The sequence below is a fragment of the Streptosporangium sp. NPDC001681 genome (assembly GCF_040298085.1).
Classification (GTDB): Bacteria; Actinomycetota; Actinomycetes; order Streptosporangiales; family Streptosporangiaceae; genus Streptosporangium.
Genome location: NZ_JBEOZN010000021.1, coordinates 68,356 through 90,048, shown reverse-complemented (window position 1 = coordinate 90,048; position 21,693 = coordinate 68,356). Strand labels below are relative to the sequence as shown.

The window sequence follows — 21,693 nt, the reverse complement described above, 5'->3', positions numbered from 1 at the left end:
GGGGTGTGGGTGGCGTACCGCACACCCCCGCGGTAAATCCGGTGGCGGAAGTGTCGGGTGCGTACGGCACAATGCTGGCGGAGGTAAGTAATCACAATGGCTGTAGAACCTTACCGCCGCCTGCTGGCACTGCCGGGCGTGCGGTCGTTGTTGCTGGTGGGGCTGCTCGCCCGCATTCCCTCGACCGCGGTCGCCATCACACTGACGATGCATGTCGTCGACCCCGGCGGACTCGGCATGGGCTTCGGCGCGGCCGGTCTGGTGACCATGGCGAGCACCGTGGGCATGGCCGTCGGCTCACCGCTGGCGGGCAGGTTCGTCGACAGGCACGGCCTGCGCCCGGTGCTGGCGGTGACCACGCTCGCCCAGCTCGTCTTCTGGTCCGTCGCGTGGGCGATGCCGTTCCCGGTGCTGCTCGCCGCCGCGGTGCCCGCGGGCCTCCTCGCCCTCCCGGTGTTCAGCGTGATCAGGCAGTGCCTCACGGCGCTGGTCCCGGTCGACCAGCGCCGGATGGGGTTCTCCCTCGACTCCATCATCGTGGAGCTCTCCTACATGGCCGGCCCCGCCCTGGCGATCGCGGGGGTGACCTCCCTCGGCAGCGTCCCCACCATGGGCATCGTCGCGATCGGTCTGGTCGGCTCGGGGACGGCGCTGATCGTGCTGAACCCGCCCATCCGCTCGGCCGAGGAGCTCCGTGAGCCGGTGGCGAGGGTCGCGCGCCGCCAGTGGCTCACCCCGGGCATGCTCGGACTGCTCGGCACCGTCGTCGCGGCGACCTTCGTGCTGGCCGCCACCGAGCTGTCCTTGGTGGCGACGATGCAGCGGAGCGGCGACACCGCGTGGATCGGGCTGGCGATCGCCCTGTGGTGCGCCTACTCGCTGACCGGCGGCTTCGTGTACGGCATGCTGCCCCGTGGGCGCTCGCCGCTGGTCCTGATCGGAGCCATGGGGCTGCTCACCATTCCCGTCGGGCTGGTCGGCGGCGACTGGCACTGGCTGGTCCTGGCCCTGCTGCCGGCGGGCGTGCTGTGCGCCCCCGCGCTGTCCTCCTCGATCGACACCGTGAGCCGCTGGGTTCCCGCGGAGGCCCGTGGCGAGGCGATGGGCCTGCACGGCACGGCGCTGCTGATCGGTGGTGCCTCCGCGGCGCCCATCGCGGGTGTGATCATCGACGGCCCCGGTCCCGGCTGGGCCTTCGCCGCCGCCGGGTTGGGCTGCGTGCTGATGGTCCTGGTCGCCCTGCCGTTCTGGCGGCGCACCGAGAGCTCGGTCGAGGAGCCGCTCCCGCTCGCCGCCTGAACCCCGGCGCGCTCCCAATGGTGCGTGTATCGCGATATGTCCTGATAAATACGAAACGACACGGTTGCGTATCGAAAAAGATGGCGCTACGGTGATGTTTCGAAACTCATACGTATCGAAAAACGGGGCCTTCGTGGAACAACAGCTTGGTCACCCGAGACGGTGGCAGATCCTGGGAGTGCTGGTCTTCAGCCTCCTGGCGGTCGTGCTCGACAACACCATCCTCAACGTCGCGCTGAAGACGATCGCCGATCCGAAGGTGGGCCTGGGAGCCAGCCAGAGCCAGCTGGAATGGGCGATCAACTCGTACACGCTCGTCTTCGCGGGCCTGCTGTTCACCTTCGGGGTGATCGGCGACCGTACCGGCCGCAGGCGCATGCTCATGGTGGGCATGGTCCTGTTCGGCCTGGCCTCGCTGGCCAGCGCCTACGCCCAGGACCCCATGCAGCTGATCGTCGCCCGGGCGTTCATGGGCATCGGCGGTGCCGCGATCATGCCGGCCACGCTGGCCATCATCTCCAACGTCTTCCCCCCGCAGGAGCGCGGCAAGGCGATCGGCGTCTGGGCCGGCGGCGTGGGCCTGGCCGTGGCGATCGGGCCGATCACCGGGGGCCTGCTCATCGAGCACTTCTGGTGGGGGTCGGTCTTCCTGATCAACCTGCCGATCGTGCTGATCAGCATGGTGCTGATCAGCCTGGTCGTGCCCGAGTCGCGTGACCCGCACCCGTCCAAGCTCGACCCGGTCGGCGTGATCCTCTCCATCGTCGGTCTGGTCGCCGTCACCTACGGCATCATCCGGGGCGGCGAGCTGGCCACGATCGCCAGCGCGGAGGTGCTCGTCCCGACGATCCTCGGCATCGTCGTGCTCGGCGTCTTCGTCTGGTACGAGCGCCGCATCGACCACCCGGCCTTCGACGTCCGCTACTTCCGCGACCCGCGCTTCGCCACCGCGGTCGGCATGGTCGGCATCGTGTTCTTCGCGATGATGGGCGCGATGTTCTTCCTGGTCTTCTACCTGCAGATCGTGCTGGGCTTCAGCGCGCTGCAGGCGGGCGCCCTGATGATCCCCTTCGCCGCCGCCCAGCTGATCTTCGCCCCGCTCAGCCAGCAGATGGCCGCGCGCTTCGGTGGCAGGCTGACCGCCACCGTCAGCATGGTCATCGTGGCCGGCGCACTGGCCGCCTACTCGCTGATGGACCAGCACACCCCGATCCTCGTACTGGAGATCGTGTTCTTCGTCCAGGGTGCGGCGATGGCCAACATCATGCCCCCGGCGACGACCGCGATCATGGAGGCGCTCCCCAGGGAGAAGGCGGGTGTCGGGTCGGCCATGAGCAACACGGTCCGCCAGGTGGCCGGCGCGCTCGGGGTCGCGCTCCTCGGCTCGCTGCTCTCGGCCACCTACCGCGACCAGATCGCTCCCGCGCTGACCGGCCTGCCCGAGCAGCTCAGGCACATCGCCGGGGAGTCGCTGCCCGGAACGCTCAATGTGGCCCAGGGCCTGGGTGAGCGGGGTGCGGCGCTGATCGAACCGGCGAAGCTCGCCTTCGTCGAGGGCATGCACGTCACCGCCCTCGTCTCCGCGGCCATCGCGCTGGTGGGAGCCCTGGTGGTGCTCAGATGGCTGCCCGGCAGGTCCTCCGGGACCCCCGCCCCGCGGGGCGTAGATCGCGAAGCGGAACCGGCAGTAGTGTAGGTGTGCGATGACGACCGCCGACGAGACCCAGATGGCCGAGGCTCGGACAGCCCAGGCTCAGACGACCCGCCCCGCGGGCCGTCCCCGCAGCGCCAGGGCGGAGAAGGCCATCATCGACGCGACCCTCGATCTGGTCGGGGAGAGCAGCGGCCTCTCCGAACTGTCGATCGAGGGCATCGCCGCTCGCGCGGGGGTCGGCAAGACCACCATCTACCGGCGCTGGTCCAGCAAGGAGGACCTGCTCGTTGACGCGCTGGCGACCCTCAAGAGACCGTTTCCCGCGCCGGGGGGCGTCTCGGTCCGCGAGGATCTGATCACCTACATGCGGGTCTTCCAGCAAGACGCGTGCGACGCGCGCAACCGCTGCGTGATGAACATCGCGATGAACGAGGCCGAGCGCCACCCGCGCCTGGTGGAACGCATCCGCCAGGCGACCATCGAGCCGCGCAGGGCGGCGATGGCCGCCCTGCTGCGGCGCGGCATCGCCACCGGCGAGCTCCGGGCCGGCCTCGACGTGCGCATCGCGATGGCGACGGTGGTCGGCACCATCATGTGGTACATCCGCACCGAGGGCCCGGAAGAGAACGGCGAGCTCCCCTCCGACCTGGCCGAACGGATCGTCGACCAACTCCTGACAGGCCTCGGCTCCGGCTGAGGCTCCTCGCTGCCTTCCAAAGGGATGTCGGCGACCTTCGGAAAGGTCTTCGTTTCTCGCTTTCCCGGGGAGGCCGAGATCGTAGAAATGACCTCTCACCAGAGTGAGGCTCGGCTGACACGTCGCTGCCTCACCTCAGCTCTTCGCGTGTCACGGTGAGGCCCCCGACACAAGGTGCATCGGGGGCCTCACCCACGTTCGTCAGTTGTCGAACTCTCCGAGCTTGACGCCGACGACGAAGGCATCCCATTCGGACTGGGTGAAGAACAGCTTGGGGCCCTCGGGATTCTTGGAGTCGCGGATCACATGAAGGGGGCCGGGGTCTGCCTTGTGACCGGTATCGGAGACATCCACGACGGCCACCTCAACGCAGTTACCCCCGCTGGAGCCGCTCAGGGAGGATTTGTGCCAGGTTACGCCGGTCAGGTCTGTTGCCATTCCTTCATCACCTTTGTTATGAGGTCGGCGCTGGCCCGTGCGGACAGGGCCTCCGAACGGATCGCTTCGTAACGCCTGCAGATCGCCACTACGTCGCGGGGATGATCCGTGACGTGCCCTGCGGCGGCGGACTCCACGAATACACTATCGGGGCTGCCCTCGACGCCTGCAATGATGAATGCTCCCTCCAGACCCGCTATGGTGCCGCCCGTCATGCCCAGCCCGCTGGGAACGATCTGTACGGAGATGTGTCTGTGCTCCGCTGCGATGAGCAGTGCGGACAGTTGGTCGTGCATTATCTCGGGACTGCCGATGTGGAGGTGCAGAGCTTCCTCTCTGATCACCGTCAGGAAAAGTGGCGGATCATCTTTGGTCAGCAACTTCTGTCGCTCCAGACGTCCGGAGACGAGTTCCTCAGCCCGCTCGTCGCTCACTCCTGGTTCGGCGCGAAGAACTGCGCTGGCATAGTCGGCGGTCTGGAGTAGGCCGGGGATTAGGAGAGGTTCCCAGTTCCTCAGAGTGTGGGCCTGGGGCTCGATCTCCAACCAGGGTTGGAATTGCGTGGAGTAGGCGGTATTGGCCAGCAGCGGCCAGATCCGTATGAGCAGTCCGCCACCGTTGAGCCTCTCGTCGCAACGTCTGGTGAAGTCGCGGGACGGGTTGCGTTTCCCGGTCTCCACCATGCTGATCAGCGCGATCGAGTAGGAGATCTCCCGGGCGAGCTGTTCCTGTGTCAGCCCGGCCTGCTCGCGCAGGCGACGTAGCTCCATGGCGAAGAAGGCGAGTGGGCTGGACGCGCTGTCGAGCTCACGCGAAGGGGGCATCGCGGACTCCTATCTCCCGGCCGACTGTAGTCGAATCACTACTAAAAGTAGTTCTCGGTCGCCCCGACCGGAAGCTCCCCTCGGAACTCATTGAATTGACTTCCGATTTGTCTGCTAACTGTTCTCGCTGTTTTCTTCACACTCTCGGTTGTGGGGAAGTCGGGATAACATGTTGAGGCTTTGTCATCCCAGCGTCTCTATCCAAGGAGACCAGGCTAAATGGTGGAGTTTGTCGGCATTGATCCAGCGGGGGCGCGACGTCTGATCACTGCCATGGGCGATGCCGCGCAACGGGGCCGGGTGTTGAGGCCCTCGCTGGCCGCCTCCATTGCCGAAGCGGGCCCCGACTGGCCGGTGGGTCCAGGCGCTGAGGTGCTGGACAACGTCGGGCGGTTTCTCGACGAGGCGCAGCGGGACCTGACCTGGCGGACCCAGACGATCGAGCGTGTCGAGGACACAGCACCGAAAAGCGGCCTCAAGACCGCTGAATTCGCTTTCGGCGACGCCACCACGTCCCGGAACGCGGGGACACTCGCCGGAGAGCGGACCCTGGCGGCGTGGCATGACTACCTGAAGGACCCCAGCGTCCAGAACTGGGAGAAGGTTCAGACGACGCTCCGGGAGGGACAGGGCAAGACCGTCGACGCCGCCTACTCGGCGGGGTTGCTGACGACGCTGGGCAGCGCCACTTTCGGAGCGATCTTCGCCGCCGTGAGCTCGCGGAACCAGAACGATCCGCGCGGTTACAGTCCCGGGAACCTGAAGAAGGCGGGCAAGGATCTGAAACCGCTGGCCGAGGCGTTCGCCTCAGCGGATGCGGCAGGCACCCTTCCCCAGGGCCTGCGTGACCACGCCCTGGGCAACCTCCCCATAGGCGACATGGCGGCACTGCTCGGCCTGGCCCGCCAGTCGCGCGAGTTCGTCCTCGCGGCCAGCGCCAAGCTGCTCCAGTACAGCGGCTCACGCGTGTCGGGAAAGGATTGGAACATCTACTGGCTGGCCAAGGCGCTGAGCCAGGATGTGGGAGCGACCCAGCGATTTCTGGTCTCAGCTGAGAACGCGACGTTGCTGTTGCGGCCCGAGGTGGTGAACGGTCTCGACGGTACGGACTTCGAGAAACTCCTAGCCACCGCTCTGGGCAGGGCACTGGCTCCCGGTGCGGGAGACGCCACCCTCCGCCGCGACTCCTGGCTCAACATCATCGATCTCTACAGCAGGAAGAACTTCTGGCCCGCACTGGCCGCCCCGTCTCCGATCGGCCAGGTGCTCGCCACACATATCTCACAGTACTTTCCCGAACTTGTCGATACCTGGAATCGAAAGGATAGGTTTCCGAGCCGCAGCACGGATCAGGGGTGGCAGAAGTTTGACTCTGCAAAGATTTCGAACTTCTTTGGAGGGTTACTGCAGAGCCCTGGGGCGCTGATGCCGCTCAGGAATGGCTATGGAGAATTCTTAAAGAAACTCGATTTAGGGGAAAGTCACCCGTTTGGTGATGCCTCAACCGAGGAGGCCAGGAAAGGTCAGCGTGAAATTTTCTATGAAAAAGTGGTCAGGTCGGGGGCGTTGGCATCGATTTTCTTCAGCGGTTTACATGAAGCTGATTTGTCTGCCGACGAAACGGATAAGGTCATCGTAGAGCTCCTTACTTTCCCCTTGGATATTTTTGCCGGAAGAGTCTTCGGTGAAGTGATCGATGGTGGGGTGTTCAAGGAGACGGTGGCTGGAAAGGCGACCGACATAGTCGGAAAGAACGACCTGAAGAGCGCGATTGAGGGGATCCTTGACCGGGAGCGGCCGGGAGAGGCCTCGGACCTGGTTGAGGTCCTGGTCGATGCTCAGGTGGCCGCCCTTAGCGCCTCCCGGCAGGCCCACGGTTACCCACCGCTTGGGGATTCGGACCTTCGACAGCTCAGGGATCTGTTCTACGGGCGGCTTGAGCCGGTTTTGAAGACCGCGCTCGACGCGCGCGGAGGATGACGATGGGGCCAAATGAACTGCTACGCCAAGCCGAAGAGAAGGAACTGCTGGCTGATCGACTTGAGGGATACGTCAAGAATCTTGAAACGATCCTTGATCGAGTTGAGACCGATTCGGCTGTTGATGGTCCAGTCTGGACCGGGCCATCGGCTCAGCGTTTCAATTCCGATGTAATTCAAAGGCGGTCGGACATCATTCGGCTTGCGGAACAGTGTCATGGCGCTGCGCGCAACCTGAGGCGGACCGCTTCGCGACTTCGAGAGCAGGCTCGTCTTTCCCGAACCCCTCTGTGATCACCGGCTTTCAAATATGCAGTCGGTCTTTCCGATGATCTCTACGTTGGGTTGGGAATCCTGTGCGACCAGGATGACGGTAATTCCCGGATCTTTTTTGTGTAGAACGCCGATGGTTCGCCCGGGGCGCGCCCAGCTGGATTTTCGATCGGCTTCGTAGCCGATTTTTTTAAGCTCCTCCATGAAGAGGAGACTGAATGACTCGACACGCTGCTCCGGAGAGGTCGGACTGTCTTTATTGAAATCACTGCTGAGTTCATAAGAGCGGAGGGCGGTTCCGTCTTTGCCGCAAACCGCGAAGTCGCTTTTTTCCTTGCCGGTCCTGTCGACCGTTTTCTTGTTTGTCGTCGGATAGAAGGGCTCAAGCTTTTTCATGTCCGCGGCCAGAACCTGGGCGGCCTCATCGAGGGTGGGGCTGCTGTTTGTGCAACCGGCCACCAGCAGAAGTAACAGAACGCATCCCGCGACATGACGCACCCTGCCGACTGTACTGATCATTCTCCGGTCAGGGGAGTGTGATGCCCAGAAACGTTCCCAGACCTCGTTAGGTCGTCTCGCGCCAGCGGTTGGTGATGGGGAGGCGGCGGTCGCGGCCGAAGTTCTTGGGGGTGATCTTGGGGCCCGGGGGATACTGGCGGCGCTTGTACTCGGCCAGGTCGACCAGGCGGATCACCCGGGCGACCAGCGCGGGGTCGTGTCCGGCGGCGATCAGCTCGGCCGAGCCCATGTCCTTCTCGACGTAGTCGCCCAGCAGCCGGTCCAGGACTCCGTACTCGGGAAGGGAGTCGGTGTCGCGCTGGTCGGGGCGGAGTTCCGCGCTGGGCTCCTTCTCGATCGAGTTCTCCGGGATCGGCGGCACCGCGAAGGGGTGCAGGAACTCACCCGAGCGGCCCGCCTGGGCGTTGCGCCAGCGCGACAGCTCCCAGACCAGGGTCTTGAGCACGTCCTTGATGGGCGCGAAGCCACCCGCGGAGTCGCCGTAGAGGGTGGAGTAGCCGGTGGCCAGTTCGCTCTTGTTGCCGGTGGTGAGGACGAGGTGGCCGTGCTGGTTGGACAGGCTCATCAGGAGCATGCCGCGCACCCGGGCCTGGAGGTTCTCCGCGGCCAGGCCGGAGAGCTCGATCTCCTTCTCGAAGCCGTTGACGATGTCGGCGATCGGCACGGTGCCGGCGTTGATCCCCTGTCGGTCGACCAGTTCCTGGGCATCGCTCAGCGAGTGGTCAGAGGAGTAGCGCGACGGCATCAGCACCGCGTGTACCCGGTCGGGGCCGAGGGCGTCGGAGGCGATCGTGGCGGTCAGCGCCGAGTCGATGCCGCCGGACAGGCCCAGGATGACCGACCCGAAGCCGTTCTTGGCGACGTAGTCGCGGACCGCGAGGACCAGAGCCGAGTAGATCTCGGCGGTGTCGTCGAGCTGCTCGGCGAGCGTGGGGGGCTCCGGCTCGTACGGCTCCAGGGGGCGGGGCGACAGCTCCAGCCGCTCCACCGTGATCACGGTGTTGTCCCCGGCGTCCACCTGGAACTCCCCGAGTCCTCCGTACCTGGCCTCGGGCAGCTCCAGGTCCGTGACCAGCAGTTCCTCGGAGAAGCGCGCCGCGCGCGCGATGAGCTCGCCGGAGGCGGAGACGATGAGCGAGTCGCCGTCGAAGACCAGCTCGTCCTGGCCGCCGACCTGGTTGACGTAGGCGAGGACGCAACCGGCCTCGCGGGCGCGCCTGGCCACCAGCGCCAGCCGTACGTCGTCCTTCTCCTTCTCGTACGGTGAGGCGTTCGGCACCACCAGCAGCCCGGCTCCGGCCTCGGCCGCCACGGCGACGGGGCCGCCCTCCTGCCAGAGGTCCTCGCAGACCGCGATCGCCACGTCGACGCCGTGCAGCCGGAAGATCGGCAGCCGGTCGCCGCGGACGAAGTAGCGGTACTCGTCGAAGACGCCGTAGTTGGGCAGGTGGTGCTTGGCGGTCTTGACGACCACCCGGCCCCGGTGGAGCAGCGCCGCCGCGTCGAGCGGGGCGCCCTTGGGCTGGCCGACGCGCGGGGCGAGATTCGCGCGGTCCACGTAGCCGACGACGACCGGGATCTCGCCGAGTCCCGCCTCGTCCAGTCGTCGCGCGGCCTTCTCGATCGCGGAGATCGACGCCTCCACGAACGAGGTGCGCAGCACCAGGTCCTCGACGGGATAGCCGGTCAGGAACATCTCGGTGAAGACGACCAGGTGCGCGCCGCGGTCCGCGGCGCGCCGGGTCCACTCGACGAGCCTGTCGCCGTTGGCGGCCAGGTCGCCGACGGCGGGATTGCTCTGGGCCAGGGCGATACGGAGTTGAGCCACCTGTCCATCCTATTGGGACGTACCACGAGATCACCGTTCAGGTGATCCCTCTGGGTGTGTTTTACCCACATAACCTGCCGTATCAGGATGAAAGGCGCAGTCCAGGCCCGGCGGCCGCCCGGGAAGTCCGGTGAGGTGCGACGAGAACGGCACGTTCCGAGCTCTGCCAGCCGGTTGCCAGCCGGTTGCGGCCGGTTGCCCGTCGGCCGGCGTCCGATGTCGCCGTCCGGCGGGCAACGCGCGGGTCATCAAGCCTGCCGACGGCGTCGTCTCACGCAGGGGAAGGCGTCAGTCGAGGACCCCGACCAGTCCGAGGTTCCTCGCCCCCGCCGGCTCGGCCACCCGCTGGAGCTCCTTGCCCGCGCGGGAGAGGATCACGATCGTGTTGGCGGTCGTGCCCTTGACGCGGACCGCCAGGCGGCCGTCGCGCAGGTAACGCGCGCCGAGCAGCCGCCCCTTGACCGGGATGGCGATCTTCGCCCCGGTCTTGGTGTCGTAGATCGACGGGGAGAATGACAGCGGCCAGGAACCGTCACCGCCCGGGGCGTTCGCGCCGATGGCGTTGACCACCACCCTGCGGCTGTCCGGCGACAGGCTCTCCACGTGGTTGGCGAGCTTGATGCCGGGGTTGCGGTTGGCGACACGCCGCCTGGTGTCCAGGAGGTAGACGCCGTTGACGTCGCCCGCGTACCCGGCGAGAGTCCTGCCGTCGGCCGACCAGGTCAGGTGACAGGGACCGAGGGTCTTGCCGGCGTTGAACCGGCCCTTGCCGTCGGCGCCGACCACGGCCACGGTGGTGGCCTCGGCGGTGCCCCGCACCGGGTAGGCGATCTGCCTGCCGTCGGCGGTCCAGGCGGGGGTCAGGCAGGGGCCGCCGTAGGCGGCGTTCTTGGCGATCACCTTGTCCCCGGTGGCCGACTTGACGTGCAGCCTGCTCTTGTCGTCGATCCAGGCGATCTTGCCGCCGTCGGGCGCGACCGCGAACTGACCGGCGAAGGCCCCCTCTCCGGCGGTCAGGCGGCTCCAGCCTCCCCGGTGGGTCAGCGCCTCGACCCCGCTGCCGGCGTAGCGGAAGTAGACGGCACCCGCTACGGGAGCCGTCTGAGGTGAGGCAGTTCGGGGTGAGGCCACCGCGGGGGTGGCGGTGGCAGACACGGCGAGTGCGGCGCCGGCGGCCAGTGCCCAGTACTTCAAGGAGATCTCCTCGGGTCAATTCCTTAACGGAGTTAGAGTCCCGAAAGGGGCAAAGGGTTTACAAATGATCAGCCGCGATCGGCAGCACGGCCTCCACGACCGTGCCGCCGCCGGGGGCCGCCCCGATCACGCAGGTCCCGCCCAGCTCGGCGGCGCGCTCGCGCATGGAGAGCAGCCCGACTCCCGAGCGGGGGCCGGCGGGCAGCCCGTGCCCGTCGTCCTGGACGCGCACCACCAGCGACTCCCCGCGCCGCAGCGAGATGGTCGCGGAGCTGGCCCTCGCGTGCTTGCGGACGTTGGTGAGCCCCTCCTGCGCGATGCGGTAGGCGGCCACCTCGGCTGCCGCGGGCAGGTCCGACAGGTTGCCCTCGGTCTCCACGGCGACCCTCGGTGTGCCCTCCTGGGCGAGGGCCCGCACGGCCCCCGCCAGGCCCAGATCGTCGAGGGTGGGCGGTCGCAGGCCGTACACCAGTTCCCTGATCTCCTCGCTGACCGCGTCCATGCCGCTGCGCAGCTCCGCCAGGAGCCGGTCGGCGGAGTCGGGGGCGGTGCGCAGGCTGATCCTGGCCATGTTGATGGCCATCGCCATGTCGGTCAGCGCGTGGCCGAGCCCGTCGTGCAGGTCCCTGCGCAGGCGGCGGCGCTCCTCCTCGCGGGCGGTGAGGATGCGCTCCCGGGAGTGCTGCAGGTCGGCGGTCATCCGTACCGCGTGTACCACGTCGGCGACGTACGGGGTGGCCACCGCGATCAGGCGGTCGTTGTACGCCGCGGCGAACCTGCGGGGGCCGGGGGAGCCCAGAAGCAGCAGCCCGACCGGCTCGCCGTGCCAGACCAGCGGTACGCCGCGTGGCGCCGGGCCCAGCAGGCCGACCTGTACCTGCCTGGTGCCGGGCTCGTACACCTCGACCGCGACCCCGGTGACGCTCAGCCCGTCCTTGACCACCGCGGCGACGGCGGCGAGCGCGTTGGTCGGCTCGGTCTCGCGGACCTCCCAGGCCAGGCGCGCGGCGAACGCCCGCGGGTCGCCGTGCGTGCCGTACATGAGCCGGTCCACCAGGCTCCTGAGCCTGTGCCGGAGCGGGTGGAAGATCACTCCGGCGAGCAAAGCCGCGATCAGGCCGCCGATCCGGTCATATCCCGACAGGGCCAGCCCGGCGACCGTGCCGACCGCGTAGATGACGCTGATCGCGGCGATCAGCCCGGCGGCGACGAAGGCGCGGCTGACCACGGTGTCGATGCCGTAGAGCCGGTAGCGCAGCACGGAGAAGGCGATGGCCACGGGGATCAGCCCGGCCCAGGTCGCGGCGGCCGGCCACCAGTCGGGTCCGGCGAGCAGACAGGCGACGTAGAAGGCGAACGCGAACAGCGGCCAGGCGATCTGCCGGCGCAGCGTGGGGCCGGCCCGCCGGAAACGCAGCACCAGGGAGACCAGCGCCAGCAACGCGAGAACCGATACCAGAATGGCGGCCGCCTGGCGCGCGGCCATGCTGTAGGGGGCCGTGGCCTCCAGCGCGAGTGGGTTGGGAATGATCCGCGGCCAGGGGTAGCTCGCCTGGTCGGGTGCCGGGCGGGTGAGGTCGAGCAGCGTGCTCGTCACCGCCGCGACCGCGCCGACCGCCACCAACGGCCGCCAGCGCCGGGAGGGCAGCCGGCCGTCGGGGGAGTAGAGCGGGAGTATGACCGCCAGCAGGATCCCGCCGGCGTGGTGGCTCATGACCATGGGCCAGCGGAGGTAGCCGGCCGTGTCCATGTCTCCCGCCGCGGCGAAGGCGAACAGCACCGATTCGGAGAAGATGTCGATCGCGCACAGCAGGCCGCCCACGCACATCAGCCATGCCGTGGCCGGACGCGAGCGGTGAGCCAGCAGGAAGGCGCCGACCACGGGGAACATCAGCCCCGCCGTCAGCTGGGGTGTGCCGTCCAGCATCGGTTGCCACTCGGGCGGCAGGTCGAGGCGGAGCATGACCCCGCCCGCGATGAGTCCCACGGAGAGGGTGGCCATCGCCACGGCGGCGAGCCGCCGTGGCGAGCGCGACAGAGCGCGCGCGAGCGGCACAGCGGGCCCGGCGGGCCCGGCGGGCACCGTGAGCGCGTCGACGGCCCGTCTGGGCACGTCGCCGACGCCGTCGAGCACCCGGTCGTGCTCCCGTGCCCGCGGGTGCATCGCTATCTGCCCACGTCGCCGGGGTTGACCAGCCCGGACTCGTACGCGGTGACGACGAGCTGGGCCCGGTCGAACAGCCCGAGGTGGTCCAGCAGCTTGATCACCGACTGTGAGACCGACCGCTCGGAGACCGCGAGGGTCGCCGCGATCTGCCGGTTGGTCAGCCCCCTGGCGACCAGCTTCATCAGGTCGAGGTCCGCGTCCCCGAGACCGGCCAGGCCGGGCGGCGCGGACGGGTTGGTGCGCCCGGCGAAGGCCGCGATCAGGCGGGTGGTGACGGCGGGGTCGATCAACGCGTCCCCTGCCTGCGCGGCTCGTATCGCGGTGATGAGCTGCTCGGGCGCCGACGTCTTGAGGACGAACCCGCTCACCCCCGCGCGCAGCGCCGCGTAGAGGTTGTCGTCCGTGCCGAAGGTGGTCATCATGACGACCTTCGGCGGTGCCTCGTCGGCCAGAATCCGTCGCGCGGCGGTCAGCCCGTCCAGCCTGGGCATCTGGATGTCCATCAGCACCAGGTCCGGAGCGGTCTCCCGGACCACGGCGATCGCCTGCTCGCCGTTCTCCGCCTCCCCGACGAGCTCGAAGCCGGGCTCGCTGTCCAGCACCACGCGCAGGCCGGTGCGGACCAGCGCCTGGTCGTCCACCACCACGATGCGCAGCCCGGGCAGCGCCCGCGCCCGCTCCTCGGTGGCCGTCGGGCGCGGTGCCGCCGGTTCCGCCGCGCGCGCGGCGACCGGCTCCGCGGGCGGGTCGAGGTGAACGGCCTGGGCCAGCATGTCGGACTCCAGGCGCTGCAGGGCGGCGCCGAGGTCGAGGCCGAGCTCGTCGCGGAGCATCCCCCTGGCCCGTCGGAGCGCTCCCAGCGCGTCCCCCTGCCTGCCGTTGCGGTACAGGGCCAGCGCGAGCAGCCGCCAGGCCTCCTCCCGCAGCGGGTGCGCCGAGGCGTGCGCCTCCAGGTCGGCGACCAGGGCACCGGAGTGACCGAGGAGGAGTCCCGCGTCGGCGCGGCGTTCGACCGCGATCAGCCGCAGCTCCTCCAGCCGGCCCGCCTCGGTCACCGCCCACGGCAGGTCGGAGAACTCGGCCAGGGCCGGACCCCGCCAGAGCGCGAGGGCGGTCTCCAGGCGCCCCCACACCTCGGTGGGTTCGCCACCGGCCTTGACCGCGTTCTCGAACATCCAGGAGTCCACCTGGTCCGCTGAGGCGCGCAGCGCGTAGCCCGGCGGGGCGGAGACCAGTACCTCGGCCTCCTCCCGTGGCGCGCGGCCGGGTTCCAGGGCGCGCCGCAGCCGCGACACGTATCCCTGGATGGTCGACAGGGCCTGGGTCGGAGGCTCACCCGGCCACAGCTCGTCGATCAGCATGGCCACCGGGACGGCGCGGCCGCCGGCTACGAGGAGCCGGGCCAGCACCGCCATCTGGCGCTGGCCGCCGAGATCGAGCAGCGTGCCGTTGTGGCGCGCCTGGAACGGTCCGAGAGCACGAAATGTCAGCATTGCAGGCGCAAGGTTAGAGCTACCTGGGCCAACGTCATAGGGCAACACTCGCCATCGTTCGCAGGCTGTAAGAAATCATCGATGGTCATATCTCCACATTCAAGTTCACCGGAAGAACAGCTTCGACCGTGGTGCCCCCCTCGGGCGGTGCCGTGATCATGCATGTCCCGCCGAGTTCGGCGGCCCGCTCGCGCATCGAGGCCAGTCCGATCCCCGCGCGACGCTCCGCGGGGATGCCGATCCCGTCGTCGTGCACCCGGATGCTCAAGAAGTCCTCGCCGCGTTCCAGCGACAGCCGCACCGTCGCGGCACCGGCGTGCTTGCGGGCGTTGGTCAGCGCCTCCTGCGCGATCCGGTACGCGGCCACCTCGGTGGCCGCAGGCAGCCCCGACAGCTCGCCCCTGACCTCCACGGTGACGCCGGGGCCCGCCATCTCCGCCAGCGCACCGGCCAGGCCCAGCTCGTCGAGGGTGGGCGGTCGCAGGCCGTACACCAGGTGCCTGATGTCGCTGGTGACGCTGTCCATGCCGGATCGCAGCTCGCTGAGCATACGCTCGGCCGTCTCGGGGGAGACGCGCAGGGAGTGCCTGGCCGCGTTGATGGACATCGCCATCCCGCTGAGTGACTGGCCGAGGCCGTCGTGCAGGTCACGGCGGAGGCGGCGGCGTTCCTCCTCGCGGGTGGTGACGATCCGCTCCCGGGAACGCCGCAGCGCGCCGACCAGCCGGACCGCGTGGGCCGCGTCCGCCACGTACGGCGTGAGCGCGGCGATGACCCGCTCGTTGTGCGTGGCCGGCAGGCGCCTGACCCCCGGCGGGCCGATGAGCAGGCGGCCGACGGGCTCGCCGTGCCACACGAGCCGGATGTCGCGCGCCACCTCCTCCAGCGTCCCCGCCGTCGCCTCCTCGGGCCAGCCGCCGGAAAAACGCACGCCCGTACCGGTGACGGCCAGACCGTCGCGCAGCACCTCCAGGGCGGCGGTCAGCCCGCCCGCCGGATCGGTGTGCTGCAGCCTGCGCCCGAGTTCGGCGGCCAGCGTCACCGGGTCGCCCTTGCTGCCGTAGAGCAGGCGGTCGGCGCCGCGCTGGAGCACCCGCCGTATCGGATGGAAGAACGCCCCCGCGCAGAGCGCGGCGATCAGGCCGCCGATCCGGTCCACGTCCGACAGGAACAGGCTGGAGGCGGTGCCCACCGCCACGTACACCCCGCCGATCACGCCGACCAGGCCCGCGCCGACCAGGGTCCTGGTGATCAGCGTGTCGATCCCGTAGAGGCGGTACCGCAGTACCGAGAAGGTGATCGCGAGCGGGACCAGCGGGATCGTGAACGACGCCAGCCACCACACCGGGTTGCCGAGCACCCAGGGGACGACGACCGTGGCGATCGCGACCAGCGGCCACAGGATCTGCCTGCGCTCTTCGGCGTCCGCCCGGCGAAACCGCATGGCCAGCGAGGCGAAGGCCAGGAGGATCACCGCGTTGGTGAGCATGTCCAGGGAGAACCTGAGGGGGTACGTGTCCCCTCTCCCCGGCAAGGACATGAAGTCCGTGACGAGTACGTCGAGCGCCAGGATGGCGACCGAGGCCCAGATCAGTGGCCGCCAGCGCGGGGAGGGCAGCCTTCCGTCCGGGTAGAGCAGCGGCAGCAGCACGACCAGGAACAGGATGGTCAGTCTCCAGTTCACCCCCGCGAGCGTCCAGGTGGCCTCGGACGGAACCGTCCACTCCCGTGCCGTGCCCAGCAGGGCGAGGTTCATGGTGAGGCTGTTCAGCGCGGAGAACAGCCCGCCCAGGCAGAGTAGCCAGCCGATGACCAGCCGGGGCCGCTGGAACACCAGCAGCGCTCCGAGGATGGGGAACGCGGTGCCGGCCACGTCCTCCGGCGCGAACGGCAGCGGCGTGTAGGAGGGCTGTGGGAGCAGCGTTGTGGCCCAGACGTTGACGCACACCATCGCGACGGACGCGCTGGTGATCAGCACCGCCGCGACCCGCCCCCGGACAGGCGTCACCCTTTGGATCAACAGGTTCAGCCCGCGCATGGTGGTTCAGGCCCTTCATCTGGTACTTGGAAGGACCTTAACCGGCTTGAAGCGCAATCCAATCAATAAGCGATCAAAGCAGGGCGTATCTCGTACGGAGCCTCGGAGTCGGCCCGATCGCCGGCGGGGCTTGGGGCAGGACACCGCTCCCACCCGGGCGGGCCCGCCCGGGTGGGAGCGGGCCGGTCACGGCACGTCGTACCGGCTGGACTCCAGGAGCCATTCCAACTGTGCTCTCGGCGCCGCGAGGAACGCGCACGCGACCTTGCTGACCTCCCTGGCCTGGCCGATCGACAGCTCGAACCGGTCGAACAGCGCCGGCAGCCGGCGCGCGGAGATCCGCAGGTCCTCGGCGCGGGCGGCGATCCGGTCGTTCACCCAGGTGACGGCGGCGCCGTCGGAGAGCCCGAACGCGGTCGCGGCGACCGTCACGTAGTTGTGCACGTCGCCGTTGGCCCGCTCCTTGTGGTGCGAGGCGACGTCGTTGCACCACGCGGTGACGTCGTTGCAGGCGTCCACCAGCGTCCGCCAGGTCGTGCTCTCGCGCAGTCCCGCGGGCACCTCCACCCCCAGGCAGGGCTCCACCAGGTCGAACAGGTAGGGGCCCGCGGTGCCCCGCCGCAGCCGCGGATACTCCGCGGGGGAGGGCACCCGGCCCGCGCACCGGTTCTCGGCCTCGGTGCGGCATGCCTCGCCCTGCGCCGCCAGCCCCGCCAGGAACCGGTGCCGCCACCGGGTGCTCATCCGCCCCGCGGTGATCTCCCAGAGGTCGGCGAAGGCGATCTCGACGGGCGAGGAGGCGTGGACGGGAGCGCGTGCGACGAGGTCGAGCCTGGCGAAGGTGGCCTCCACGATCTCGGCCGCGCGTCCGGCGGGCTTCTCATCCCACTCGTCGTCGAAATGGAACAGCCAGGTCAGCCATTTGGCGAACAGCAGCGCCGCCTCCACGCCGAACCCGGCGAAGGCCCGGCCCGCCATCCGCTCGAACCCGGCGCGTGGGGGAGCCTCCAGCCCGGCCTCGCGGGCCCAGCCGGCGAGCTCGGCGCCGATCAGGTCGACCGAGGGATGCATCCGGCACGGTGCCGACATCGACGGTACGAGCTCGGCGAGGGGGAGCAGCGAAGCCGCGGCCACCCCGGAGGGGGGTGGCGGCTTCGGGCATCCCGCGGTCCCGGGGGGCGGGGCGGCGAAGGGACGTGTGACAGGTGAGGGGGACGGGTGCAGGGAGTGTGACAAGGGTTGTGAGTGGGGTCGGGGAAAGGTCAGGGGATCGCCGAACGTCGGGGTGAGAGCCACTACAGCGGACCGAACAGCCAGTTGCCGGCCACGTCCGGATCGGTGCCCGTGTAGAACTGCCGGGTCGCCTCGACCAGTTCGCCCACGGACACCGCGCCGTCGCCGTCGCCGTCGAGCCGCTCGAAGGCGGCCGTCACGTCCTCGCGGGAGGTGCCGAACGCGGCCATCATGACCCAGAACTCGTCCGGCCCGACGGCGCCGTCGCCGTCGGTGTCGCACAGCCAGGCCACCGCCTCGGCCGCGGGTCCGAAGACCGCGTCGAACCGGTCGCCCTCGACGAACGCGGAGGTCATGCCGGCGCGGAACTCCTCCGGGGAGATCGCCCGGTCGCCGTCGGTGTCGATCTCCGCGGCCAGTGTCCGCCAGATCCCCTCGAAGCCCTGGGCGAGCCTGCTGCCGGCCGGGGAGGTCGGCGACTCACCGAAGCCGACGAGGATCCGGGCTCCGAGACCGAGAAGGTCCTCGCGCTCGATCGATCCGCTGCCGTCGACGTCCATGTGCTCGAAGGCACGGTCAAGCTTGCGATTGAGGAGCCTGGTGCTCATCGTTTACTCCGTCGTCACTTGATGAACTCGAACTGTTACCCTAAGTGACGATAGCGGGGCGTTTCCAGGAGCCACTCCAGATAAGCCCTCGGGATGGTCAAGAAAGCACATGCCACCCGCGTCACCTCCCGGGAGGCGGCGAAGCCGAGATCGTGCCGCTCGGTGAGCGCCGGGATCGCGCGGGCCGCCGTCCACAGCTCCTCCATCCGGGTGGCCACGCGGTCGATCACCCGCTCCTCCGCCATCCGGTTGGAGCGTTCCAGGAAGGCGCCTCTCGCGCCGTCGTGTTCGGCCGCCGCCTCCGCGCACCAGGTGGTCACGTCGCCGCTCGCCTCGACGAGCGCCCGCCAGCGCGGGCTCCGCCGTACCGGGGCGGGCACCTCCACCCCGTAGCAGGGCTCCACCAGGTCCAGCAGCCGGCGGCCGAAGGCGTTCGCGTGCTCGCCGTCCGGATGCGCGCCGCCGGCCAGTCCGGCGGTGAAGCGCTCGCGCCACGCGGCACTCATCCGGGGGGCGCACGCCCCCCAGAGACCGGCGAAGGCCCGCGTCAGCGGTGCCGTGCCCGGCTCGCCGCCCGCGGCCACGGCGAGGACCGGGGTGATCGCCGCGGGCTCCTCGCGCAGGCGCGCCTCCCAGGTCAGCCAGCGGGCGAGCAGCGTGACCGCGCGGGTTTCGCAGCGGGCGAACGCCCGCCCGGCCAGCCAGGAGGCGGCGGGGTCGGGGGTCAGCCCGGCCGCGTGGGCCCAGTCGGACGCGGCGGCCTCGACCAGGTGTATCGACGGGTGGACGGGGCAGGGCATCGCCAATGCCGCGAGGCGTTCGGTGAGCCTGACCGGTGACGAGACCGCGTACGGTGGTTCGTGAACTTCAGTGCGCATCATCGTTTCCCCCCGGATCGAACTTCCAGCGGCTCCGGTCGCACACTGTAAGAGGAGACGGGGTCTGTCGAGCGGAGGCGCGACGCGCATCTCACTGTTCTTCCTCGTAACGTGTGCGAAACACTTAGCGGGCAAACTGATAGACCACCAGGCGTGTCGCAGCACGTCAGCAATGAAGGAGAAGCCTTGGACCGCCAGCAGGAGTTCGTTCTCCGCACCCTTGAGGAGCGCGACATCCGGTTCATCCGGCTGTGGTTCACCGATGTGCTCGGGTTCCTGAAGTCGGTGGCCATCGCCCCGGCCGAACTTGAGGGAGCCTTCGCCGAGGGCATCGGCTTCGACGGTTCGGCGATCGAGGGCTTCGCCCGGGTCTACGAGTCGGACATGCTCGCCAAGCCCGACCCGTCGACCTTCCAGATCCTTCCGTGGCGCAGCGAGACGCCGGGGGCGGCCCGGATGTTCTGCGACATCCTCATGCCGGACGGCTCGCCTTCACACGCGGACCCGCGCTGGGTGCTCAAGCGCACCCTGTCGAAGGCCTCCGACATGGGCTTCAGTTTCTACACCCACCCGGAGATCGAGTTCTTCCTGCTGAAGAACCGGCCGGAGGGCCGTGAGCGGCCCGAGCCGATCGACGGCGGTGGCTACTTCGACCACACCCCGCACAGCTCCGGCCACGACTTCCGGCGTAACGCGATCATGATGCTGGAGTCGATGGGCATCTCCGTCGAGTACAGCCACCACGAGGGCGGTCCGGGCCAGCAGGAGATCGACCTGCGCTACGCCGACGCGCTCACCACCGCCGACAACATCATGACCTTCCGCCTGGTCATGAAGGAGGTCGCGCTGGAGCAGGGCATCTGGGCGAGCTTCATGCCCAAGCCCTTCACCGAGTATCCCGGCTCCGGCATGCACACCCACATGTCGCTCTTCGAGGGCGACCGTAACGCCTTCTACGAGCCGGGCGCCGACTACCAGCTCTCCAAGATCGGCCGCTCCTTCATAGGCGGTCTGCTGGCGCACGCCGCCGAGATCACCGCGGTCTGCAACCAGTGGGTCAACTCCTACAAGCGGCTCTGGGGCGACGCCGAGGCGATCGCCGGAGCCGGCGGCGAGGCCCCGAGCTACATCTCCTGGGGCCACAACAACCGCTCGGCCCTGGTCCGGGTGCCGATGTACAAGCCGCACAAGGGCGGCTCGACCCGCATCGAGTTCCGCTCGCTCGACTCCGCCTGCAACCCCTACCTGGCCTTCGCCGTGATCCTGGCGGCCGGTCTGAAGGGAATCGAGGAGGGGTACGAGATGCCCCCCGGAGCCGAGGACGATGTCTGGGCGCTGACCTCGGCCGAGCGCAGGGCGCTGGGCATCCAGCCGCTGCCCCAGTCGCTGGACGAGGCCATCGCGGTCATGGAGCGCAGCGAGCTCGTCGCCGAGACCCTCGGCGAGCACGTCTTCGACTACTTCCTGCGCAACAAGCGCGCCGAGTGGAACGAATACCGCCGCCAGGTCACCGAATTCGAGCTCGGCCGCTACCTGCCGGTTCTCTAGCCGCTTCCGCGTTGCCGGCACGGCGGGCGTCGTGGGCTCCCGTCGTGCCCGGAACGACCGCGCGGACCGTGCCGCACGGTCGTTGCCGGCGGCGTACCGACACGCCGCGGAGACGGGTAATCCGACGCCGCCCGCCGAACGTCATACCGGTGTTACCCGCTGCTAATCGAGGCGTCATCGACCCCGAGTTGGCTGTATGTACAAGCAGTCCGGTAAAATCGGTTAGTCCGAATACCGTTATTTTTGAGGATTAATCGCCATAAAAGGCGACAGGAGGTGCGGCATGACGACGGCTGCCGAGCTGCAGACCGTGCTGACCGTTCCGGCGCGTTTCCGCGGCCCCGAGGGCTCCGCGAACGGCGGATGGATCGCGGGCACGGTCTCCGAGGCGTTGCACGGCGCCCGGCACGACTCGGCTGTCGAGGTCACGCTGCACGCGCCCACGCCACTGGATACCGGGCTGTCCCTGCGCCACCTCGCCAACACCACGACCCTCACCGACGGTGAGAGGCTCCTCGTCGAGGCCATCACGGTCACCGAGGAGTTCGACGTACCGGCCTTCGTGCCCTTCAACGAGGCGGCGCGGGCCGAGGGCGGCTTCGCCGGCCTCGTCGAACACGCCTTCCCCGGCTGCTTCGCGTGCGGTCTGCGCGATCCCGGCGACGGCCTGCGGATCTTCCCCGGCCCGGTGTCCGGCACCGGCCTGATCGCCGCCGGCTGGCGGGTCCCGATGACCGTCACCGACGAAGACGGCGCGGTCCCCGACGCGATCGTCTGGGCCGCCCTGGACTGCCCCACCGGCTGGGCGCACTTCCAGCCGGGCGAGTTCGCCCTGCTCGGCCGGCTGACCGCGCGGCTGCACCGCCGGATCTATCCCGGCGGCACCTACTCCGTCGTCGCCCGCGCCGGCGGCCGCGAGGGACGCAAGCTCTTCGGGGAGAGCGCCATCTACGAGGCCGACGGCACCCTGGTCGCCGCCGCCAAGGCCGTTTGGATCGCTCCCGCCTAGGTCCTGCCCCCGGG

Annotated in this window: 18 protein-coding genes; 6 read left to right on the top strand and 12 right to left on the bottom strand. The window is 69.0% G+C overall.

The window, feature by feature from the left end:
- Positions 1–96: 96 nt before the first annotated feature.
- The 3 genes from ABT130_RS12945 (at position 97) to ABT130_RS12935 (ending at position 3,650) form a co-directional block, all read left to right on the top strand.
- Positions 97–1,299 carry an MFS transporter gene (locus ABT130_RS12945; protein ID WP_350955342.1) on the top strand — a complete coding sequence of 401 codons (1,203 nt, stop codon included), beginning with the start codon at positions 97–99 and terminating at the stop codon, positions 1,297–1,299.
- 133 nt (positions 1,300–1,432) lie between these two features.
- The gene (locus tag ABT130_RS12940) at positions 1,433–2,995 is read left to right on the top strand and encodes an MFS transporter (RefSeq protein ID WP_350955340.1); all 1,563 of its coding nucleotides are present in this window, start codon (positions 1,433–1,435) and stop codon (positions 2,993–2,995) included.
- A gap of 7 nt (positions 2,996–3,002) precedes the next feature.
- Positions 3,003–3,650, top strand: coding sequence for a TetR/AcrR family transcriptional regulator (locus ABT130_RS12935; protein WP_350927989.1), 648 nt, complete (start codon positions 3,003–3,005; stop codon positions 3,648–3,650).
- A 201-nt stretch (positions 3,651–3,851) separates the two neighbouring features.
- Here ABT130_RS12935 and ABT130_RS12930 read toward each other — a convergent pair whose 3' ends face one another.
- Both ABT130_RS12930 and ABT130_RS12925 read right to left on the bottom strand, forming a co-directional pair.
- Positions 3,852–4,088 carry a DUF397 domain-containing protein gene (locus tag ABT130_RS12930; protein WP_350955338.1) on the bottom strand — a complete coding sequence of 79 codons (237 nt, stop codon included), beginning with the start codon at positions 4,086–4,088 and terminating at the stop codon, positions 3,852–3,854.
- Positions 4,073–4,912, bottom strand: a complete 840-nt coding sequence (locus ABT130_RS12925; RefSeq protein WP_350955336.1) for a helix-turn-helix domain-containing protein — start codon at positions 4,910–4,912, stop codon at positions 4,073–4,075. The genes ABT130_RS12930 and ABT130_RS12925 overlap by 16 nt, the downstream gene beginning before the upstream one ends.
- A 219-nt stretch (positions 4,913–5,131) precedes the next feature.
- On the opposite strand from ABT130_RS12925, the gene ABT130_RS12920 reads away from it, so the two are divergent.
- Complete coding sequence (locus ABT130_RS12920) at positions 5,132–6,892, top strand: hypothetical protein (protein WP_350955334.1); 1,761 nt, start codon at positions 5,132–5,134, stop codon at positions 6,890–6,892.
- Positions 6,893–6,912: 20 nt separating this feature from the next.
- Here the strand turns inward: ABT130_RS12920 and ABT130_RS12915 are convergent, their stop codons facing one another.
- The 10 genes from ABT130_RS12915 to ABT130_RS12870 form a co-directional block, all read right to left on the bottom strand.
- Positions 6,913–7,110 carry a hypothetical protein gene (locus tag ABT130_RS12915; RefSeq protein ID WP_350927981.1) on the bottom strand — a complete coding sequence of 66 codons (198 nt, stop codon included), beginning with the start codon at positions 7,108–7,110 and terminating at the stop codon, positions 6,913–6,915.
- A 75-nt stretch (positions 7,111–7,185) separates the two neighbouring features.
- Positions 7,186–7,662: a hypothetical protein gene (locus ABT130_RS12910; protein ID WP_350927979.1), complete on the bottom strand. Its 477-nt coding sequence runs from the start codon at positions 7,660–7,662 to the stop codon at positions 7,186–7,188.
- Between the two features lie 67 nt (positions 7,663–7,729).
- Positions 7,730–9,511, bottom strand: coding sequence for an NAD+ synthase (locus tag ABT130_RS12905; RefSeq protein ID WP_350955332.1), 1,782 nt, complete (start codon positions 9,509–9,511; stop codon positions 7,730–7,732).
- Between the two features lie 288 nt (positions 9,512–9,799).
- A complete protein-coding gene (locus ABT130_RS12900) occupies positions 9,800–10,705 on the bottom strand; it encodes a TolB family protein (RefSeq protein ID WP_350955331.1) in 906 nt (301 codons plus the stop codon).
- Between the two features lie 58 nt (positions 10,706–10,763).
- The gene (locus tag ABT130_RS12895) at positions 10,764–12,869 is read right to left on the bottom strand and encodes a sensor histidine kinase (RefSeq protein ID WP_350955329.1); all 2,106 of its coding nucleotides are present in this window, start codon (positions 12,867–12,869) and stop codon (positions 10,764–10,766) included.
- Positions 12,870–12,871: 2 nt separating this feature from the next.
- Positions 12,872–14,365 carry a BTAD domain-containing putative transcriptional regulator gene (locus ABT130_RS12890; protein ID WP_350955327.1) on the bottom strand — a complete coding sequence of 498 codons (1,494 nt, stop codon included), beginning with the start codon at positions 14,363–14,365 and terminating at the stop codon, positions 12,872–12,874.
- Between the two features lie 85 nt (positions 14,366–14,450).
- A complete protein-coding gene (locus tag ABT130_RS12885) occupies positions 14,451–16,373 on the bottom strand; it encodes a histidine kinase (protein ID WP_350927969.1) in 1,923 nt (640 codons plus the stop codon).
- Positions 16,374–16,589: 216 nt separating this feature from the next.
- Complete coding sequence (locus ABT130_RS12880; protein ID WP_350955325.1) at positions 16,590–17,537, bottom strand: terpene synthase family protein; 948 nt, start codon at positions 17,535–17,537, stop codon at positions 16,590–16,592.
- A 161-nt stretch (positions 17,538–17,698) separates the two neighbouring features.
- Positions 17,699–18,244 (bottom strand): EF-hand domain-containing protein, encoded by a 546-nt coding sequence (locus tag ABT130_RS12875; RefSeq protein ID WP_350927965.1) that lies wholly within the window; start codon positions 18,242–18,244, stop codon positions 17,699–17,701.
- Between the two features lie 35 nt (positions 18,245–18,279).
- Positions 18,280–19,125: a terpene synthase family protein gene (locus tag ABT130_RS12870; protein ID WP_350955323.1), complete on the bottom strand. Its 846-nt coding sequence runs from the start codon at positions 19,123–19,125 to the stop codon at positions 18,280–18,282.
- A 183-nt stretch (positions 19,126–19,308) separates the two neighbouring features.
- Here ABT130_RS12870 and glnA2 point away from each other — a divergent pair, with 183 nt between their 5' ends.
- The gene (gene glnA2 / locus ABT130_RS12865) at positions 19,309–20,670 is read left to right on the top strand and encodes a gamma-glutamylpolyamine synthetase GlnA2 (protein WP_350927961.1); all 1,362 of its coding nucleotides are present in this window, start codon (positions 19,309–19,311) and stop codon (positions 20,668–20,670) included.
- Between the two features lie 283 nt (positions 20,671–20,953).
- On the top strand, positions 20,954–21,679 hold the full coding sequence (locus ABT130_RS12860; protein ID WP_350955321.1) for a hotdog fold domain-containing protein: 726 nt from the start codon (positions 20,954–20,956) through the stop codon (positions 21,677–21,679).
- The last annotated feature ends 14 nt before the right edge of the window (positions 21,680–21,693 follow it).

Coding starts and splice junctions, on each gene's coding strand:
- ABT130_RS12945 (WP_350955342.1), top strand. CDS start 97: ATGGCTGTAGAACCTTACCGCCGCCTGCTGGCACTGCCGGGCGTGCGG.
- ABT130_RS12935 (WP_350927989.1), top strand. CDS start 3,003: ATGACGACCGCCGACGAGACCCAGATGGCCGAGGCTCGGACAGCCCAG.
- ABT130_RS12930 (WP_350955338.1), bottom strand. CDS start 4,088: ATGGCAACAGACCTGACCGGCGTAACCTGGCACAAATCCTCCCTGAGC.
- ABT130_RS12925 (WP_350955336.1), bottom strand. CDS start 4,912: ATGCCCCCTTCGCGTGAGCTCGACAGCGCGTCCAGCCCACTCGCCTTC.
- ABT130_RS12920 (WP_350955334.1), top strand. CDS start 5,132: ATGGTGGAGTTTGTCGGCATTGATCCAGCGGGGGCGCGACGTCTGATC.
- ABT130_RS12915 (WP_350927981.1), bottom strand. CDS start 7,110: ATGACACTGTTCCGCAAGCCGAATGATGTCCGACCGCCTTTGAATTAC.
- ABT130_RS12895 (WP_350955329.1), bottom strand. CDS start 12,869: ATGCACCCGCGGGCACGGGAGCACGACCGGGTGCTCGACGGCGTCGGC.
- ABT130_RS12890 (WP_350955327.1), bottom strand. CDS start 14,365: ATGCTGACATTTCGTGCTCTCGGACCGTTCCAGGCGCGCCACAACGGC.
- ABT130_RS12875 (WP_350927965.1), bottom strand. CDS start 18,244: ATGAGCACCAGGCTCCTCAATCGCAAGCTTGACCGTGCCTTCGAGCAC.
- ABT130_RS12870 (WP_350955323.1), bottom strand. CDS start 19,125: ATGATGCGCACTGAAGTTCACGAACCACCGTACGCGGTCTCGTCACCG.
- ABT130_RS12860 (WP_350955321.1), top strand. CDS start 20,954: ATGACGACGGCTGCCGAGCTGCAGACCGTGCTGACCGTTCCGGCGCGT.